The 17350-nt window shown below is 66.3% G+C and carries 14 protein-coding genes; 8 read left to right on the top strand and 6 right to left on the bottom strand.

All coding sequences use genetic code 11. The features are described 5' to 3' along the window. Positions 1-23 precede the first annotated feature (23 nt). From HAV18_RS37935 to HAV18_RS37945, 3 genes are read right to left on the bottom strand one after another with little or no spacing between them, the layout of a single operon-like run. The gene (locus tag HAV18_RS37935) at positions 24-809 is read right to left on the bottom strand and encodes an enoyl-CoA hydratase/isomerase family protein (RefSeq protein WP_166965906.1); all 786 of its coding nucleotides are present in this window, start codon (positions 807-809) and stop codon (positions 24-26) included. Positions 810-828: 19 nt separating this feature from the next. Further along, complete coding sequence (locus tag HAV18_RS37940; RefSeq protein ID WP_166965908.1) at positions 829-2436, bottom strand: carboxyl transferase domain-containing protein; 1608 nt, start codon at positions 2434-2436, stop codon at positions 829-831. A gap of 31 nt (positions 2437-2467) precedes the next feature. Continuing rightward, positions 2468-3649 carry an isovaleryl-CoA dehydrogenase gene (locus tag HAV18_RS37945; protein ID WP_041493178.1) on the bottom strand — a complete coding sequence of 394 codons (1182 nt, stop codon included), beginning with the start codon at positions 3647-3649 and terminating at the stop codon, positions 2468-2470. A 170-nt stretch (positions 3650-3819) separates the two neighbouring features. Between HAV18_RS37945 and HAV18_RS37950 the strand changes: the two genes are divergently transcribed. Continuing rightward, positions 3820-4566 carry a TetR/AcrR family transcriptional regulator gene (locus tag HAV18_RS37950; RefSeq protein WP_166965910.1) on the top strand — a complete coding sequence of 249 codons (747 nt, stop codon included), beginning with the start codon at positions 3820-3822 and terminating at the stop codon, positions 4564-4566. 179 nt (positions 4567-4745) lie between these two features. Here the strand turns inward: HAV18_RS37950 and HAV18_RS37955 are convergent, their stop codons facing one another. Next, positions 4746-5234, bottom strand: coding sequence for a MarR family winged helix-turn-helix transcriptional regulator (locus HAV18_RS37955; RefSeq protein ID WP_166965912.1), 489 nt, complete (start codon positions 5232-5234; stop codon positions 4746-4748). A gap of 199 nt (positions 5235-5433) precedes the next feature. On the opposite strand from HAV18_RS37955, the gene HAV18_RS37960 reads away from it, so the two are divergent. The 5 genes from HAV18_RS37960 (at position 5434) to HAV18_RS37980 (ending at position 11283) form a co-directional block, all read left to right on the top strand. After that, positions 5434-6513: an aromatic ring-hydroxylating dioxygenase subunit alpha gene (locus HAV18_RS37960; protein ID WP_166966021.1), complete on the top strand. Its 1080-nt coding sequence runs from the start codon at positions 5434-5436 to the stop codon at positions 6511-6513. After that, positions 6510-7475 carry a PDR/VanB family oxidoreductase gene (locus HAV18_RS37965; RefSeq protein ID WP_166965914.1) on the top strand — a complete coding sequence of 322 codons (966 nt, stop codon included), beginning with the start codon at positions 6510-6512 and terminating at the stop codon, positions 7473-7475. The genes HAV18_RS37960 and HAV18_RS37965 overlap by 4 nt, the downstream gene beginning before the upstream one ends. 56 nt (positions 7476-7531) lie before the next feature. After that, a complete protein-coding gene (locus HAV18_RS37970) occupies positions 7532-8587 on the top strand; it encodes an aromatic ring-hydroxylating dioxygenase subunit alpha (RefSeq protein ID WP_166965916.1) in 1056 nt (351 codons plus the stop codon). Between the two features lie 152 nt (positions 8588-8739). After that, the gene (locus HAV18_RS37975) at positions 8740-10083 is read left to right on the top strand and encodes an MFS transporter (protein WP_166965918.1); all 1344 of its coding nucleotides are present in this window, start codon (positions 8740-8742) and stop codon (positions 10081-10083) included. 102 nt (positions 10084-10185) lie between these two features. Continuing rightward, positions 10186-11283 (top strand): porin, encoded by a 1098-nt coding sequence (locus tag HAV18_RS37980; RefSeq protein ID WP_166965919.1) that lies wholly within the window; start codon positions 10186-10188, stop codon positions 11281-11283. Between the two features lie 22 nt (positions 11284-11305). Here the strand turns inward: HAV18_RS37980 and HAV18_RS37985 are convergent, their stop codons facing one another. Further along, complete coding sequence (locus HAV18_RS37985) at positions 11306-11752, bottom strand: hypothetical protein (RefSeq protein WP_166965921.1); 447 nt, start codon at positions 11750-11752, stop codon at positions 11306-11308. A gap of 399 nt (positions 11753-12151) precedes the next feature. Between HAV18_RS37985 and HAV18_RS37990 the strand changes: the two genes are divergently transcribed. Both HAV18_RS37990 and HAV18_RS37995 read left to right on the top strand, forming a co-directional pair. Further along, the gene (locus HAV18_RS37990) at positions 12152-14320 is read left to right on the top strand and encodes a TonB-dependent siderophore receptor (protein ID WP_166965923.1); all 2169 of its coding nucleotides are present in this window, start codon (positions 12152-12154) and stop codon (positions 14318-14320) included. Between the two features lie 531 nt (positions 14321-14851). Then, entirely contained in the window at positions 14852-16054 is a 1203-nt protein-coding gene (locus tag HAV18_RS37995; RefSeq protein ID WP_166965925.1) for a multidrug effflux MFS transporter, read from the top strand. A 44-nt stretch (positions 16055-16098) separates the two neighbouring features. Here HAV18_RS37995 and HAV18_RS38000 read toward each other — a convergent pair whose 3' ends face one another. Further along, positions 16099-16974, bottom strand: a complete 876-nt coding sequence (locus HAV18_RS38000) for a LysR family transcriptional regulator (RefSeq protein WP_166965927.1) — start codon at positions 16972-16974, stop codon at positions 16099-16101. Between the last annotated feature and the right edge of the window lie 376 nt (positions 16975-17350).

The following is a 17350-nucleotide window of genomic DNA, read 5'->3' on the forward strand; positions in this document are numbered from 1 at the left end:
AGGGGGTCACGCGTTCTGCGCGATCATTCACGCCACGACGGCGTGCGCTTTTCGAGGAAGGACGCAATCCCTTCGCGCGCTTCCGCGCCGGCGCGGGTTCGCGCGATCCAGTCGGCGGTCTGCTCGATCAGCGTCGCGTCGAGCGCGCGGCCGGCCACGTCGGCGACGAGCCGCTTGCACGCCTTCACCGCGTCGGGGCCGTTCGCGACGAGCGTCGCGGCCAGCTTCGCGACGGTTTCATCGAGCGCTTCGGCCGGCACCGCTTCGTGAATGAAGCCGAGCGATGCCGCGCGCGTGCTGTCGAACACCTCGGCCGTCGTGAAGTAGCGGCGCGCCGCGCGCTCGCCCATCGCGCGCACCACGTACGGCGCGATCGTCGCGGGGATCAGCCCGAGCCGCGCTTCCGACAGGCAGAACTTCACGCCGTCGGCGGCAATCGCGATATCGGCCGCGGCCACCAAGCCCACCCCGCCCGCGTAGGCATCGCCATGCACGCGGGCGATCACCGGCTTGCCGCAGCGATGGATCGCCTCGAGCATCCGCGCGAGCTTGCGCGCATCGGCACGGTTCTCGTCGTCCGAGTAACCGGCCATCTTCTTCATCCAGTTCAGGTCCGCGCCCGCGCAGAATGCCGCGCCTTCCGCGGCAAGCACGATCGCGCGCACGCCTTCATGCGCGTCGAGCCATTCGAACGCGGTGGTCAGCTCGGCGATCGTCGTCTCGTTGAACGCATTGCGCACGTCGGGACGTGCGAGCGTGACGGTCGCCACGCGGCCGGCTTCGCTTACCTTGATCGTTTCGTATCGCATCGTTCAGCCCTCCCGGCCGTTACATGCGGAACACGCCGAAGCGCGTCTCGTCGATCGGTGCGTTCATCGACGCGGCAAGGCCAAGGCCCAGCACATCGCGCGTCTGCGCGGGGTCGATCACACCGTCGTCCCACAGCCGCGCACTCGCGTAATACGGATGGCCCTGACGCTCGTACTGGTCGCGGATCGGCTGCTTGAACGCGTCCTCTTCCTCGGCGGACCACGAACCGCCCTTCGCCTCGATACCGTCGCGACGCACCGTCGCGAGCACCGACGCGGCCTGCTCGCCGCCCATCACCGAGATGCGCGCATTTGGCCACATCCACAGGAAACGCGGGCCGAACGCGCGACCGCACATCCCGTAGTTGCCGGCGCCGAACGAGCCGCCGATGATCACCGTGAACTTCGGCACCTTCGCGTTCGACACGGCCGTCACCATCTTCGCGCCATGCCGCGCGATGCCTTCGTTCTCGTACTTGCGCCCGACCATGAAGCCCGTGATGTTCTGCAGGAACACGAGCGGGATCTTGCGCTGGCAGCACAGCTCGATGAAATGCGCGCCCTTCACCGCCGATTCGGAAAACAGGATGCCGTTGTTCGCGACGATCCCGACCGGGTGGCCCCAGATGTGCGCGAAACCCGTGACGAGCGTCGTGCCGTAGCGCGCCTTGAATTCGTCGAACTCGGAATCGTCGACGATGCGCGCGATCACCTCGCGCACGTCGAACGGCTTGCGCGTATCGACCGGAATCACGCCGTACAGGCTCTTCGCGTCGTAGCGCGGCGGCTTCGGCTCGCGCAGCGCCACCGGCGATGCGATCTTCGGCGCGAGATGATCGACGATGTTGCGCGCGATCGACAGCGCATGCGCGTCGTTCTGCGCGAGATGGTCGGCCACGCCCGACAGGCGCGTATGCACGTCGCCGCCGCCGAGATCCTCGGCGCTCACTTCCTCGCCGGTCGCGGCCTTCACGAGCGGCGGCCCGCCCAGGAAAATCGTGCCCTGCTCCTTCACGATGATCGACTCGTCGCTCATCGCCGGCACGTACGCGCCGCCCGCCGTGCACGAGCCCATCACGACGGCGATCTGCGCAATCCCTGCAGCCGACATCGTTGCCTGGTTGAAGAAGATGCGGCCGAAGTGGTCGCGGTCGGGAAACACGTCGTCCTGGTTCGGCAGGTTCGCGCCGCCCGAATCGACGAGGTACACGCACGGCAGCCGGTTTTCCGCGGCGATCTCCTGCGCGCGCACGTGCTTCTTCACGGTGACCGGGTAGTAGGTGCCGCCCTTGACCGTCGCGTCGTTGCACACGATCACGCATTCGCGGCCGGCGATCCGGCCGATCCCGGTGATGACGCCCGCGCCCGGCGCGTCGTCGTTGTACATGCCGTTCGCCGCGAGCTGCGAGAACTCGAGGAACGGCGCACCCGGATCGAGCAGTTGCGCGATGCGGTCGCGCGGCAGCAACTTGCCGCGCGACAGGTGCTTGTCGCGCGCGGCCTGGCCGCCGCCCTGCGCGAGCTGTTCGATCTTCGCGCGCAGGTCGGCGACGACCGCCTCGAGCGCCGCGGTATTCGCGCGGAAGTCTTCCGAGCGCGGGTTCAGTTTCGATTCGATGATCGGCATCGACGGGGCTCCGTTCGCGTGTCGTGGGGCGTTACATCGTTTCCGCGAACAGCTCGCGGCCGATCAGCATCCGGCGGATCTCGCTCGTGCCGGCGCCGATCTCGTACAGCTTCGCATCGCGCCACAAGCGCCCGACCGGGTATTCGTTGATGTAGCCGTTGCCGCCGAGGATCTGGATCGCCTCGCCAGCCATCCACGTCGCCTTCTCGGCCGTATAGAGGATCACGCCCGCGCAGTCCTTGCGCACCTGGCGGATGTGGTCGCTGCCAGCCGAATCGAGGTGGCGGCCGACCGCGTACAGGTACGCGCGGCATGCCTGGAACGTGGTGTACATATCGGCGACCTTGCCCTGGATCAGCTGGAATTCGCCGATCGACTGGCCGAACTGCTTGCGGTCGTGGATATACGGCACCACCGCGTCGAGGCACGCGGCCATGATGCCGGTCGGGCCGCCCGACAGCACCGCGCGCTCGTAGTCGAGGCCGCTCATCAGCACCTTCACGCCGCCGTTGAGCTGGCCGAGGATGTTCTCCTCCGGCACTTCGACGTCCTGGAACACCAGCTCGCCCGTGTGCGATCCGCGCATGCCGAGCTTGTCGAGCTTCTGCGCGACCGAGAAACCCTTCATCCCCTTCTCGACGATGAACGCGGTGATGCCGCGCGAGTTGGCTTCGACGTCCGTCTTCGCGTAGACGACGAGCGTGTCGCAATCGGGGCCGTTGGTGATCCACATCTTCGTGCCGTTCAGCACGTAGCGGTCGCCGCGCTTGTCGGCGCGCAGCTTCATGCTGACGACATCGGAGCCGGCATTCGGCTCGCTCATCGCGAGCGCGCCGATGTGTTCGCCCGACACGAGCTTCGGCAGGTATTTCTGTTTCTGCGCGTCGGTGCCGTTGCGGTGGATCTGGTTCACGCACAGGTTCGAGTGCGCGCCGTACGACAGGCCGATCGACGCCGATGCGCGCGAGATCTCTTCCATCGCGACCATGTGCGCGGTGTAGCCCATGTTCGCGCCGCCGTATTCCTCGGCCACCGTCATGCCGAGCACGCCGAGATCGCCGAACTTCTTCCACAGATCCATCGGAAACTGGTCGGTGCGGTCGACCTCCGCCGCGCGCGGGGTGATTTCCTTCGCCGCGAACGTCGCGACGGCGTCGCGCAGCATCTCGATGTCTTCACCGAGCATGAATTGCACACCGGGCAGGTTGATCATGTCTCCTCCGTCTCCAGAAAGTGTGTGGCACTCACCGATTTCTGAGTTTCGCTCAAATCGAATGAATGCACCGATTCATTGACCAATACAGCGTAAATTTTGCACAGTTTCGCGCCTCGTCGGGTTCGGCGTCAATAGTTTTTTGAGTGACACTCAGATATCATGCCGAGATGACAGCCGCTACCGCCGACACCATGACCGCCACCGTCAAAGCCGACCGCGCCGACACGTCGCGCGCGCCCGCCGGGCGCAAATCCCAGCAACGCGTGCAGGACATTCTGCGCGCCGGCCGGGAAGTGTTCGCCGAAAAAGGTTACGAGCATGCGACGGCCGCCGAGATCGCGCAGCGCGTGGGCGTATCGGAGGCGACGGTGTTCAGCTACTTCCGCGGCAAGCGCGAGCTGTGCGCGCGGGTCATCGCGGATTGGTACGACGAAAACATCGCCGCATTCGAGGAAGGGATGCCGCAGGACGCGTCGGTCCAGCAGCAGTTCGCGTTCATCGTGCGCACCCACCTGCGGCTGATGCTGGTGAACGGCACGGGCCTGTGCGCGCTGGTGCTGTCGGAGGGCCGCGCGAAGCAGCATGCGCTGAGCGACGAACTCACCGCGCTGCAGCGCCGCTACACCGCGCCGCTGATGGACGTGCTTGCGCGCGGCCAGGCGGCCGGGCAGGTGCGCACCGACCTGCCGCTGAGCCTGTTGCGCTCGATGGTGTTCGGGCCGATCGAGCACGTGCTGTGGGATGCGATCCTCGGGCACCGCAAGCTCGATACGGAAACGACGGCTACGCAGCTCGTCGACATGCTGTGGGCCGCCGTGCAGCCGCCGGCGCCGGAGCAGGCGGCGCTCGTGCGGTTCAGGAATGAAGTGGCGGAAGCCGTGCGGCGGCTGGAAGGGGAAAGCACGCGCGGGTGATACGCGGCAGGCAGCGCGCCCGTCGCCCCGTCGCCCCGTCGCCGCTTTCGGCTTTCGGCTTTCGGCTTTCGGCTTTCGGCTTTCGGCTTTCGGCTTTCGGCTTTCGGCTTTCGGCTTTCGGCTTTCGGCTTTCGGCTTTCCGCTTTCCGCTGTCGCGCAGGGCTCGGGGCTCGGGGCCGCTACGACTCGTCGCCGACGCGCAGCGGCGCGCGGCTCTGCTCGTTGTTCAAGTGGACAAACTTGCGCAACAGGCGCACCAGTTCCTGCGAATCGTCCTCTCCCATCCCGTCGAACAGGCCGGCACGCAGTTCCTTCACCGACGGAATCAGGTGCGTGAGCAGCTCGACGCCAGTCGGCGTCAGCAACAAGCGGCGCTGACGTCGCGGCAACACTTCCCGCACGATCAATCCTTTCGCTTCGAGCCGGACCGCGAGATCCGCGGTCGTGGACGTGTCGAGCGCCACCCGCTGCGCCAGCGTCACCTGATCGAGCCCCGGGCACTCATAGAGCATCCGCAGGACGGCGTACTGCACCGGCGTCACGTCCCGGCCCAGCTTCTCGTAGAACATCGCGACGGCAATCTGGTGCGCGCGCCGGATCAGGTGCCCGGGCTCGTCGTACAGGTCGAGCGGGAAAGCCGGCGCGTCGGCGGGATTCGTTTTTTCCATGAATGAGTCGATGACAGAGGCGACGCGCGCCGGTTGCGCGCGCCGACGGCATGGCGCTGCCTCGCGCCATTTCCCGGGAAAACCAGTATACCGCTCGCCTTGCCCCAGCCAATCTCGATGAGTACACTGAATCTCATTCAGTACACGGAATGAAGAAATGCCGCATACCAGCGGCACCGCCCTGAAGGAGACGAGGAACGTGTTTCTCAAGAACGCTTGGTATGTGGCGTGCACGCCCGATGAAATCGACGGCAAGCCGCTGGGCCGCAAGATCTGCAACGAGTCGATGGTGTTTTACCGCGCGGCGGACGGCCGGGTCGCCGCGCTCGAGGATTTCTGCCCGCACCGCGGCGCGCCGCTGTCGCTGGGATTCGTGCGCGACGGCGTGCTCGTGTGCGGCTATCACGGACTGGAAATGGGCTGCGACGGCAAGGCGACCGGCATGCCGGGCCAGCGCGTCGGCGGCTTCCCCCCGATTCGCAGCTTCCCGGTGGTCGAGCGGTACGGATTCGTGTGGGTCTGGCCGGGCGAGGCGTCCGCCGCCGATCCCGCCAAACTGCCCGCCCTGGCGTGGGCCGAGAATCCGGCCTGGGCGCACGGCGGCGGCCTTTATCACATCCGTTGCGACTACCGGCTGATGATCGACAACCTGATGGACCTCACGCATGAGACCTACGTGCATGCGACGAGCATCGGCCAGAAGGAAATCGACGAAGCGCCGCCGAAGACGACCAGCCACGGCGACGAAGTCGTCACGAGCCGCTTCATGGAGAACGTGATGCCGCCGCCGTTCTGGCAGATGGGGTTGCGCGGCAACGGTCTGGCCGACGACGTGCCGGTCGACCGCTGGCAGATCTGCCGCTTCACACCGCCGAGCCACGTGATGATCGAAGTGGGCGTCGCGCACGCGGGTCACGGCGGCTACGATGCGCCGGCCGGGTTGAAGGCATCGTCGATCGTGGTCGATTTCATCACGCCCGAAACGGACACCTCGATCTGGTATTTCTGGGGCATGGCGCGCAACTTCCGGCCCGACGATCACGTGCTGACCGCCGAGATCCGCGAAGGCCAGGGCAAGATCTTCGCCGAGGATCTCGAGATGCTCGAGCGCCAGCAGCTCAACCTGGAAAAGTGGCCCGACCGCAAGCTGCTCAAGCTCAACATCGATGCCGGCGGCGTGCTGTCGCGCAAGGTGATCGAAAGGCTGCTCGCCGAAGAAAACGCGGCGGGCCCGCAGCGGCCCGTGATTCCGGTCGCGCAGATCAAGGAGGCGTCATGAGCGCCTCGACATTGACCGTCCGGGTGGCGCGCAAGTGGCAGGAAGCGCGCGACATCTGCGGCTTCGAATTCGTCGGCGACGACGGTTCGCCGTTGCCGCGCTTCGACGCCGGCGCCCATATCGACGTACATCTGCCCGGTGGCTTCGTGCGCCAGTATTCGCTGTGCAACCACCCGGAGCGAGGGGATCACTATCAGATCGCCGTGCTGCGCGACGCCGACGGTCGCGGCGGGTCGCGCGCCATTCACGACGAAGTCCGACAAGGCGATACCGTGCGGATCGGCGTGCCGCGCAATCAATTTCCGCTCGCCCCCGACGCACCGCACCACCTGTTGCTCGCGGGCGGAATCGGCGTCACGCCGATCCTCAGCATGGCCGAACGGCTGTTCTCGTCGGGCATGCCGTTCGACATGCACTACTGTGCGCGTTCGACCGACCGCATGGCCTTCGTCGAACGAATCAACGCAGCCGGGTTCCGCGATCGCGCCCGCTTCCACGTCGACGACGGTGCCCCCGAGCAACGCTTCGACCTGGCCGCCGCGCTCGCCGCGGCGCCCGACGGCACGCACCTGTACGTATGCGGCCCGCGCGGCTTCATGGACGCAGTGCTGAACGCCGCGCGCGAGCGCAACTGGGGCGAAGCGCGCCTGCACTACGAGTTCTTCGGCGGCGCAGTTGCGTCGTCCGGTGCGGACCGTGCGTTCCAGGTCCGGATCGCGAGCAGCGGCAGGGTGATCGATGTGCCGGCCGAATGCACAGTCATCGCGGCGCTGGCCGCGAACGGCGTCGACGTGCTGACGTCGTGCGAGCAAGGCGTATGCGGCACCTGCGCGACGCGCGTGCTCGAAGGCGAGCCTGATCATCGCGATTCGTATCTCACCGAAGCGGAACAGGCGGCCGGCGACCAGTTCATGCCCTGCTGTTCGCGATCGCGAAGCGACCTGCTGGTACTCGATCTGTAGATCTGTAGACGGACCGCCCGACACGCGGCGGCCAACCACAATACTGGAGACGATCAATGGAGCAACATGCCCGACCACCGATCAATACTACTAAGTTCCCGATGGGCCGATGGTGGGTTGCCGCGCTGTCATCCGAACTGACGGACAAACCCGTCGCCCGCACGCTGCTCGGCCGTCCGGTCGTCCTGTTCCGGTTGCCGTCCGGGGAAGTCGGTGCGCTGGAGGATCGCTGCTGCCACAAGTCGCTGCCACTGTCGTGCGGCTCGCTCGAAGCACGCGGCCTGCGCTGCGGCTATCACGGCCTGCTGTTCGACCGCGGCGGCACGTGCGTGGAAATTCCCGGCCAGGAGCGCATTCCGGCGAAGGCGTGCGTGTCGTCGTATCCGGTGCAGGAACAGGACGCGATCGTATGGATCTGGATCGGCGCCGACGCGCACGCTCAACCGACCTGCGCGCCGCCGCGCTACGCGTTCCACGCGGATCCGCAATACCGGTTCGGCGGCGGCCACTACCATTACGACGCGCCGTATCAACTGATTCACGACAACCTGATGGACCTGAGCCACCTCGGCTATGTCCATCTGAAAACGATCGGCGGCAACGCGCCGCTGCACATGGGCGCGGAAACCCGCGTCGGCAGCGACGGCGACACGGTGACGCTGGTTCGCCGGATGCCGGATTCCGACCCGCCGCCGACCTACACCGCTGCGTGGCCGTTCGCAGGCCGCGTCGATCGCTGGCAGGAAATCGAATTCCATGTGTCGCACATCCGGATCTGGACCGGCGCGATGGACGCCGGCACCGGCGACCTGCACGATCCGGCGCGCGGCGGCTTTCACATGCGCGGCTTCCACGGCATCACGCCCGAGACGGACACCACGACGCACTACTTCTGGACCGTCGCGACCAATCCGCAGCACGACGTCGAGCGCGTCGCGCAAACGGTCATCGAGCAATCGGCGGCGACGTTCGATGAAGACAAGACCGTGATCGAAGCGCAATACAGGAACCAGCTGCGGTTTCCCGGCGGCCACCAGATCGACATACACGTCGACGCGGGCCCCAATCGCGCGCGGCGCGTGATCGAGCGGTTGCTGCTCGAACCCGCGTAAGCATCGCGCCGACGACGCCCGCCAGCCGACGGTCGCGACGGGCGTTCCACGGGTTGCCCGTCAGCCCGTGCAATCGCTTTCGTCCCATTCGCCGTGTCCGGCTTCGATGTCATCCCATTTAATTAGTCATACTATTCACAAGGATCTTTGACGTGAGCGCAAACATCCGCAATACGATCGACGAATCCCCGATGAGCGCGTTCCAGACGATGGCGGTCACGGCCTGCGTCGTGCTGAACATGCTCGACGGCTTCGATGTACTGGCCATCGCGTTCGCCGCGCCGCACCTGGCGGCCGAATGGAAGCTGAGCGGCAAGGAAATCGGCCTGCTGCTGAGCGCCGGGCTGGCCGGCATGGGCATCGGCTCGGTGCTGATCGCGCCGCTGGCCGACCGCGTCGGCCGCCGCCGCATCATCCTGCTCTGCCTCGCCGTGATCTCGACCGGGATGCTCGCCTGCGCGGCCACGCACAGCACGCTGCAACTCGCCGTCGCGCGTGCGTACACGGGGCTCGGCATCGGCGGCATGCTGGCAAGCCTGACCGTCATCAGCGGCGAGTACGCGTCGAACAAATGGCGCAGCGCCGCGATCGGCATGCAGTCGACCGGCTACGCGATCGGCGCCACCGCCGGCGGCGTCATCGCCGGCTACCTGCTGTCGACGTGGGGATGGCGCAGCGTGTTCGCGTTCGGCGGCATCCTGACCTTGCTGTCGATCCCGATGGTGCTCGCACTGCTGCCGGAATCGCTCGACTTCCTGCTGGCGCGGCGTCCAGACAACGCGCTGCGGAAAATCAATCGCATCCTCGCAAGAATGAAGCGCGCGCCGATCGACACGCTGCCGGCCGCGACCTCGCCCATCGATACGGCGAACCCCGCGTCGAGCTGGATGGCCGTGTTGCGCGCACCGCTCGCGCGCCGCACGATCGCGTTGTGGATCGCGTTCTTTCTCGTGATGGGCAGCTTCTATTTCGTCGTGAGCTGGACGCCGAAGCTGCTGGTCCAGGCCGGGTTGTCGGCATCGCAGGGCGTGACCGGCGGCGTGCTGCTCAACCTCGGCGGCATTGCGGGCGCTTCCCTCTTCAGCCTGCTGTCGACGCGGGTCGGCCTGCGCAACCTGCTGGGCGCGACGCTGCTGCTCGGCGGCGTACTGATGGTCGTGTTCGGCGCGAACACCGGCTCGCTCGGCATCGGGATGACGGTCGGGGTGTTCCTGGGCGCCGTGATCAATGCGTGCGTGGCCGGCATGTATGCATTGTCGCCGACGCCGTACCCGGCCGAGATCCGCACGACCGGCATCGGTCTCGCGGTCGGCATCGGCCGCCTCGGCGCGATTCTTTCGCCGATGACGGTCGGTGCGCTGCTGGACGACGGCTGGTCCGTGTCCCACCTCTATCTCGCGTTCCTCGTGCCGATGGCCGGCGCGGCAATCGCCGTCGCTGTGGCGGCCACGCGTACGGCGGCACCACGCCGGCAACGCGACCCTGCGATGTCGTAACGCGCGACGCCCGCAGTCTTGCCGATACCCGTCGGCATCCCGGATACGTCCGGGTCATTAAAACAATCGATAAGCATATCTACATACTGTTTGGAGACAGCCATGAAAACGAAACTGGGTGCCGCACTCGCGACGACGGCGCTGGCGCTGACCGGACCGGCCTGCGCGCAAAGCAGCGTGACGCTTTACGGGATCATCGATACCGGCGTGTCCTACTACAACAACGCCGCGCACGGCGGATCGTTCACCGGCATGCCGACGCTGACCGGCGAAGTGCCGTCACGCTGGGGGCTGCGTGGCACGGAGGATCTCGGCGGCGGCTACCAGGCTTTCTTCGTGCTCGAAAACGGCTTCCAGCCCGGCACCGGCGCACTGAACTATGGCGGGCGCCTGTTCGGACGACAGGCGAACGTAGGCGTGAACAGTCCGTTCGGCGCGCTGACCCTCGGCCGCCAGATGAACATGTCGATGATCGTGCTGACCAACGCCGACGTGATCGGCCCGTCGATTCATTCGATGGCGGATTTCGATTCCTACCTGCCCAACGCGCGCAGCGACAATGCGATCGGCTACAAGGGCACGTTCCACGGCGTGACGCTAGGCGCCACCTACAGCTTCGGCCGCGATGCGGCCGGGCCGGCAGGTCCGTCAGCGACGGGCTGCGCCGGACAGGTGCCCGGCGACTTCGTCGCCTGCCGCCAATACACGGCGATGCTCGCCTATGACGCAAGCAACTTCGGGCTGGCCGCGTCTCACGACGTGATGCGCGGCGGCGGCGGTGCGCTCGCGCCGCTGAACAATCCGGCGTACACCGACACGCGCGACATCGTCGCCGGCTACGTGAAAATCGGCCCCGCGAAACTGGGCGCCGGGTGGATTCGCCGCAACCTCGCGGCGGCCGAACACCTGCAGGCCGACATCGTGTTCGCCGGCGGCACGTACTACGCGACGCCCTACCTCGCACTCGACTTTCAGGGCGTGCGCTACCTGCAACGCCGAGAGAACAGCGAAGGCGGCACGAATGCCACGCTGCTCGTCGGCCGCGCGAACTATTTCCTGTCGAAGCGGACGACCGTCTATACGTCGGTGGGCTACATGTTCAACAGCACACTGGCCGCGAACGCGGTCGCCGCCGGCGGGACGGTCGGTACCGGGATGAACCAGCTCGGCGTGATGGCCGGCATCCAGCAGAAGTTCTGAACGCCGGACGCTCGCGCGCCGGTCAGTTGGCGAGACGGCAGTGCGCCAGCTTCAGACCCGGCAACACGGGTGCATCGATATAGCCTTCGTTCACGCAGCTGAAGCGGAAAGCCGTCGACGTGACGAACGGCTTGATCTCGCCGCCGGGGAATTTCGGCTTCAGCGCATCCTGGTCGGCCACGTCGAAATGCGTATCGAACTGCTCGCCGTCGGCCGTCAGCGCGCCGAAGTACGTGCCGCCCGGGTCGCCGCCCATCCGGATCACGGCGCCGACGAACGCGAGGCGCTTGCCGTCGTACTTCGCCTTCGCGGCGGCCATGTCCTGCGTATAGGCCTCGATCACGGCGCCGTAATGCGCGTCGATCGCGAGTTCGGCGTCCGAAGCCGCGCAAGCGGCCTGCTGAACGCCCGCCAGCAGCGTGCAGGCCGCAAACGCGGCCGCCGCGAACGGCGCGGAAATCTTCTTCATGGGTGGTCTCCCGTCTAGCGTGGTGGTTGAAGTGATTGAAGCCCGGCGCAACGCCGGATGAATTCGCTTCCGTTGCTTTAATCGTTCGAATGGCGGAATACGGCTGCGATCACTTCATCGCCCGCATGGTCGTGCGCGGTGCTTGGCGCCGCGCGAAACGCGACGTGACAGGAAGATGACATGGTGCGGCCCCCGGCTCTCTCATTGAATTTCACTGCGTCTGATTTTGGTCGCTACGGTAGCAGACGGCCAACGGCCCGGCAACCAACGTCCGCGCGCCGCCGGGCCGCACCATTACAATTGCAAATGATTCTCATTACATATATCATGCGGACCTTGGTCGCCACGAAACGCCGCGGCCCGCAACACGATCCTTAGCACTCCGTCCTGCATCGATTCATGCCATCCCGTCGAACGCCCTGCCGCGTCCGGACCCTGCGTCCGTGGCGCTCGAGCCTGCCTGCCCTGATTTCCCTTTGCGTCGCGAGCGGCGCGCATGCGGCCAGCACCGAAGCCGCTGCCCCCGCATCGGCGCCCGCGACGCCCGCCGGGAAAGCACTCCCGGCCATCAACGTCAACGCATCGTCAACCGTCGACCCGACAATCGGCTATCAGCCGCGCACCACGAGCATCGCGGGCGGCAGCGACCGTCCGCTGAAGGAGATTCCGCAATCGGTCGCGGTGGTGAGCAGCAGCGTGATGCAGGACCAGCAGGCGCGCTCGCTCGACGACGTGCTCGGCAACATCAGCGGCGTCACGCAGACGAACACGCTCGGCGGCACGCGTGACGCGTTCATCAAGCGCGGCTTCGGGTCGAACAACGACGGCTCGGTGCTCGTCGACGGCGTGCGCACGCCGGTGCTGCACAGCTACCTCGCGACGATCGACCGCGTCGAGGTGCTGAAGGGCCCGGCCTCGCTGCTGTACGGGATGCAGGATCCGGGTGGCGTGATCAACCTCGTCACCCGCAAGCCGGAAGACACGTTCGGCGGCTCGATCTCCGCGTCGCGCACGAACCACGGCGGCAGCAGTGCACAGTTCGATCTCACGGGCCCGCTCGGCAAGCCGGGCCAGGTCGCGGGCGGCACGCTCGCGTTCCGGCTGACCGGCGAATACGACACCAGCCGCTACTGGCGCAGCTTCGGCCGCGAACGCAACGCGTTGATCGCGCCCGCGCTGTCGTGGCACGACGCGAACACGTCGATCGACGTCAGCTACCAGTACGTCGACTACACGATGCCGTTCGATCGCGGCACCGTGCTCGTGAACGGCCAGCTCGACGACGCGTTGCGCTATCGCCGCTACGAGGAAGCGTGGTCGCAAAGCAGCGGCATCCAGGAAACGCTGCGTACGCGCATCGAGCACCGCTTCTCCGATGCATGGCGCGTGCGCGCGACCTACGGCTGGGGCCGCGATCGCTACGACCAGTACATCACCCGCGCGACCGCGTTCAACAGCCGGACCGGCGCGATGACGCGCTCGTCCGATGCGAACCTCGGACGCAACGACTCCGACCAGATCGCGACGCTCGGCCTGCTCGGCAACGTGACGCTCGCGGGGATGAACCACGCGATCTACATCGGTGGCGAATACGAACGGCAGCGCAGCTTTCGCGGCGACACGATCCGCGGCAAGGCGACGACGGGCTTCAATCTCTACGATCCCGTGTACGGCCTGCTCGCAGCGGGCGGCATACCCAACGCGAAGCAAAGCGATTCGCGCTCGGTCGTGCATGCGTACTCGACGATCGTGCAGGACTCGGTGAAGATCACCGACCGCCTCACCGCGGTGGGCGGGTTGCGCTGGGAAAACTGGCAGCAGGAATCGGGGATGGGGCGGCCGTTCGCGTTCGCCGACCGCTCGCGCGGCACCGTCTGGCTGCCGCAGTTCGGGCTGGCGTATGCGCTCACGCCGGCGCTGACCGCCTACGCGAACGTGAGCCGCTCGTTCAAGCCGAACGTCGCAACGAATGTCGCCGCACCGCTTGCGCCGGAATACGGCCGTGTGCTCGAGGCCGGGCTGAAGTTCAGCCTGAAACCCGCGATCACCGGCACGCTCGCGGTCTACCAGATCGACAAGCGCAACGTCGCGGTCACGGTCGGCGACATCACGTCGACGATCGGCACCGCGCGCTCGCGCGGGATCGAGCTCGACGTCGCCGGGCAGATCACGCGTCATCTGAGCGTGATCGGCAGCTATGCCTATACGAATGCGACCGATCGCGACAGCAACACGCCGCTCGCCAACGTCGCGCGCCACACGGGCAGCCTGTTCGCCGTGTACGACACGGCCATCGCGAATCTGCCCGGCCGCTGGCGCTTCGGCGGCGGCGCACGCCTGGTCGGCGCACGCTCCGGCGACACGGCGAACAGTTTCACGCTGCCCGGCTATGTGACCGTCGACGCCTTCGCAGCCTACGAAACGACGATCGGCAAGTTCCCGACGCGCTTCCAGCTCAACGTGAAGAACCTGCTCGACAAGACCTACTACCCGTCGAGCAACAACAACCTGATCGTCGCGGTCGGCGAGCCACGGCTCGTCACGCTGACGACGACGGTGTCGTTCTGACGCTCTGATGCTCTGATGCTCTGATGCTCCGACGCTCTGATGGCCTGATGGCCTGATGCGTGCGTGGGCCGGCCCGAATACGGCGGCCCACGCGCAACGCCCGCATTCGCGGCCGCTCGCTACGCGTAGCGGCTCGCCCCTTCTCCCCGGCGCAGCATCCCGGCCGCTTCGTGATCGGTCACTGCGAATCCGCCCGCGTTGTGCCGGACAACGCGGACAACAACGCGGCGACGAAACTGCGCCCGATCATCCGGCGAAACACGAACGACAGCGAATCACCCCGTTGCTCGCCGCCAACACCCTCGCCCGATTCTTCTTGACCGGCGCTTCGCGCGACACCTGGCGCCATCATCCACACGCCTCCCCGGCCCCCGCCTCCCCGCCCGCAAAAATGCATCCGGGCGATGCAATTCCGCCCGCTCCCGAACCACATCGCACGCCGTATGATCGCCCCGGCCTTTTCTCGAGGCGGCCCAATGCGCGCCGCCATCTGCATCCGCTCACGCGCTCCGCCCCAACCACCCAGCGAACATGTCCAACTTCTCACTCATCCTCGTCGTCTCCATGTTGAGCGCCTTCGGCCTGATCGCGTCCGACGTCTACCTGCCCGCGATGCCGTCGATGGCCCATGAGTTTTCGATCGGCGCCTGGCAGATGCCGCAGACGGTATCGGCCTACCTGATCGCGCTCGCCTGTGCGCAACTGGTCTACGGCCCGCTCTCCGATCGATGGGGGCGCAAACCCGTGCTGACGGCCGGCATCCTCCTGTACATCGTTGGCTCGATCGGCTGCGCAAGCGCCGGCGGCTTCGCAAGCTTTCTCGGATGGCGCGTGCTCGAAGCGCTCGGCGCGGCGTCCGGCCTCGTCATCGGTCGCGCGATCATCGCCGACACCTGCGACAAGCACGCATCCGCGAAGGTCTACAGCATCGTGTATCCGCTCGTGTCGCTGTCTCCGGCACTCGCCCCCGCAATCGGCGGAAATCTGGCTGCGTGGTTCGGGTGGCGGAGCGATTTCATTTTCGTCGCCGCGTTTGGCATCGTCGCGCTCGCGCTCGTTCAGGTTCTGCTGAAGGAAACCCGACCGCCCGTCGCGCCGGGGCAACATCGCGCCGCGCCGCTGGCCGGCTTCACCGACGTGCTCGGGGACCGGGCATTCATCCGCTACACGCTCGTCGTCTGCGCGATCTATTGCGCGTGGTTCGTCTACCTGACGCAGTCGCCGTTCATATTCTCCGGCCTTGGCCTTTCGAAACAGCAAAGCGGCTGGCTTTACCTGCCGCTGACCGCCGGCATCATTTCCGCCAACATGATTGCGCGCCGCATGCTCGACCGGATGTCCTACGACTCGATCGTCGTGGCCGGCGTGGGCTGCTTCGTTGCCGGCGGCATGGCGTTCGCCCTGTGCGAATCGTGGCACGTCAAAGGCATCCTCGCGATCGTGATGCCGATGTTGCTCGTCAGCCTGTCGAATGGATCGTCGCTGTCGCTCGCGGTCTCGGGCGCCATTGCGAGCGAACACGGGCGCGCGGCCACGGCGTCGGGGCTGGTCGGCTTCTTCCAGATCGGCAGTGCCTCGCTCGCTGCCACCGTGTCCGGCGGCCTGCTCGGCACCGGCAGCCACGTGCTGGCTGTGGCCATCCCGTTCTTCGCGATCGTCGCGGCAATCGCGATCGTGCCACGCTGGTACGCCGCGCGGCGCACGCTCTCGACGCGCAACACCCTGACCCGTTGAGCACCCGCGCCTGCACCGGCATGATTCCGGCGTGATCCCGGCCGCTATCGATAGCGGTCGAACGAGGCCGCGATCTCGGCGGTAACCGCCCGAACGCGCGCCGTCCGGTTCAGGTCGGTATGCGATACGAGCCAGACCTGATACGGCGCGGCTCGCGTCCTGTCGGGCCAGAGTCGCACGAGCGAATCGTCCTCTTGCGCCATATACACGGGGAGTTCGCCTATACCGATACCCGACCGGATCGAGGTCGCCAGCATCAGGCTCGAACCCACTTGCGCAACGATGCGCCCGCGTTCCATCGACTCGCCGCACAGCGCGTGGCCCTGGTTGGACGTCGTGCCGGGCTGGTAGACGACCAGGTCATGCCCTTCGAAAGCGGACCCGATCGCGGGCGCGCCATGCGCATCCAGATACTCGCGACTCGCGAACAGCCCGACGTCCCATTCCGCGAGCTTCCGGCGCACGAGATCGGGATTTTCCGGCATCACGGTGCGAATCGCGAGATCCGCATCGCGTCGCGTCAGGTTGAGCACCTGCACGGACGTTGTCAGGACCACGTGTATCGCCGGACATTTCCGGCGCAACTCCCGTATCGCGGGAACGACGAAATCCATCGCGAGGGAATCGGTCGTCGTCACCCGAACCTCGCCTTCGAGGCGATCGTCCGAGCCCTGGACACGACGCTCGAATTCGCACGCCGCTTGCTCCATTGCTTGCGCGGCCTGCAGCGAATGCTCGCCGATCTGCGTCACGACATAGCCGGACGACGTCTTGAGAAACAGCTTCGCCCCGAGTGCCTTCTCCAGTGCCGTCAACCGTCGCCCCACGGTGGCCTGATCGACATCGAGAACGGCCGCGGCCTCGCGCAGCGTCCCGGTTCGATGAACTGCCAGAAAAACGCGGGCATCGTCCCAATTCATGAGTATCGTTCTCTCTCAGCAAGGCATGTGTGAATTCCAGGGAGGAAATTATACAAGTCGGTCCTCTGCTACCCATCACACATAATCAGTCGTCCATATCAACAGGATGATCGACTCTCCGATCGACTCTCCGATCGACTCTCCGATTGACTCTCTCCGATCGACGCCGAAACCGAAACCGTCCGCAGGAAGCCCCTTAACGACTCGCGCGCCGACAGAGGCCGGTTGCAACGATCGAACTGATGGCCGTTGCACCGACCGCCCCGCCTCCAGCCTCCAACCTCCAACCTCCCGCCCAATCATCAGACCCCCGAATATCTCCCATCCGATATCGCGATTTTCCGTACCGGGCGCGCGCCGCTAGACTGGCTACGCA

Origin of the sequence: Burkholderia sp. D-99, assembly GCF_011605345.1 — a bacterium.
In the GTDB taxonomy this organism is placed as follows: Bacteria; Pseudomonadota; Gammaproteobacteria; order Burkholderiales; family Burkholderiaceae; genus Burkholderia.

What these genes read in the sequence shown, in the direction of transcription:
- HAV18_RS37980 (WP_166965919.1), top strand. Translation starts at nt 10,186, where the DNA reads ATGAAAACGAAACTGGGTGCCGCACTCGCGACGACGGCGCTGGCGCTG.
- HAV18_RS37995 (WP_166965925.1), top strand. Translation starts at nt 14,852, where the DNA reads ATGTCCAACTTCTCACTCATCCTCGTCGTCTCCATGTTGAGCGCCTTC.
- HAV18_RS37990 (WP_166965923.1), top strand. Translation starts at nt 12,152, where the DNA reads ATGCCATCCCGTCGAACGCCCTGCCGCGTCCGGACCCTGCGTCCGTGG.
- HAV18_RS37965 (WP_166965914.1), top strand. Translation starts at nt 6,510, where the DNA reads ATGAGCGCCTCGACATTGACCGTCCGGGTGGCGCGCAAGTGGCAGGAA.
- HAV18_RS37955 (WP_166965912.1), bottom strand. Translation starts at nt 5,234, where the DNA reads ATGGAAAAAACGAATCCCGCCGACGCGCCGGCTTTCCCGCTCGACCTG.
- HAV18_RS37970 (WP_166965916.1), top strand. Translation starts at nt 7,532, where the DNA reads ATGGAGCAACATGCCCGACCACCGATCAATACTACTAAGTTCCCGATG.
- HAV18_RS37950 (WP_166965910.1), top strand. Translation starts at nt 3,820, where the DNA reads ATGACAGCCGCTACCGCCGACACCATGACCGCCACCGTCAAAGCCGAC.
- HAV18_RS37985 (WP_166965921.1), bottom strand. Translation starts at nt 11,752, where the DNA reads ATGAAGAAGATTTCCGCGCCGTTCGCGGCGGCCGCGTTTGCGGCCTGC.
- HAV18_RS37935 (WP_166965906.1), bottom strand. Translation starts at nt 809, where the DNA reads ATGCGATACGAAACGATCAAGGTAAGCGAAGCCGGCCGCGTGGCGACC.
- HAV18_RS37940 (WP_166965908.1), bottom strand. Translation starts at nt 2,436, where the DNA reads ATGCCGATCATCGAATCGAAACTGAACCCGCGCTCGGAAGACTTCCGC.
- HAV18_RS37945 (WP_041493178.1), bottom strand. Translation starts at nt 3,649, where the DNA reads ATGATCAACCTGCCCGGTGTGCAATTCATGCTCGGTGAAGACATCGAG.
- HAV18_RS38000 (WP_166965927.1), bottom strand. Translation starts at nt 16,974, where the DNA reads ATGAATTGGGACGATGCCCGCGTTTTTCTGGCAGTTCATCGAACCGGG.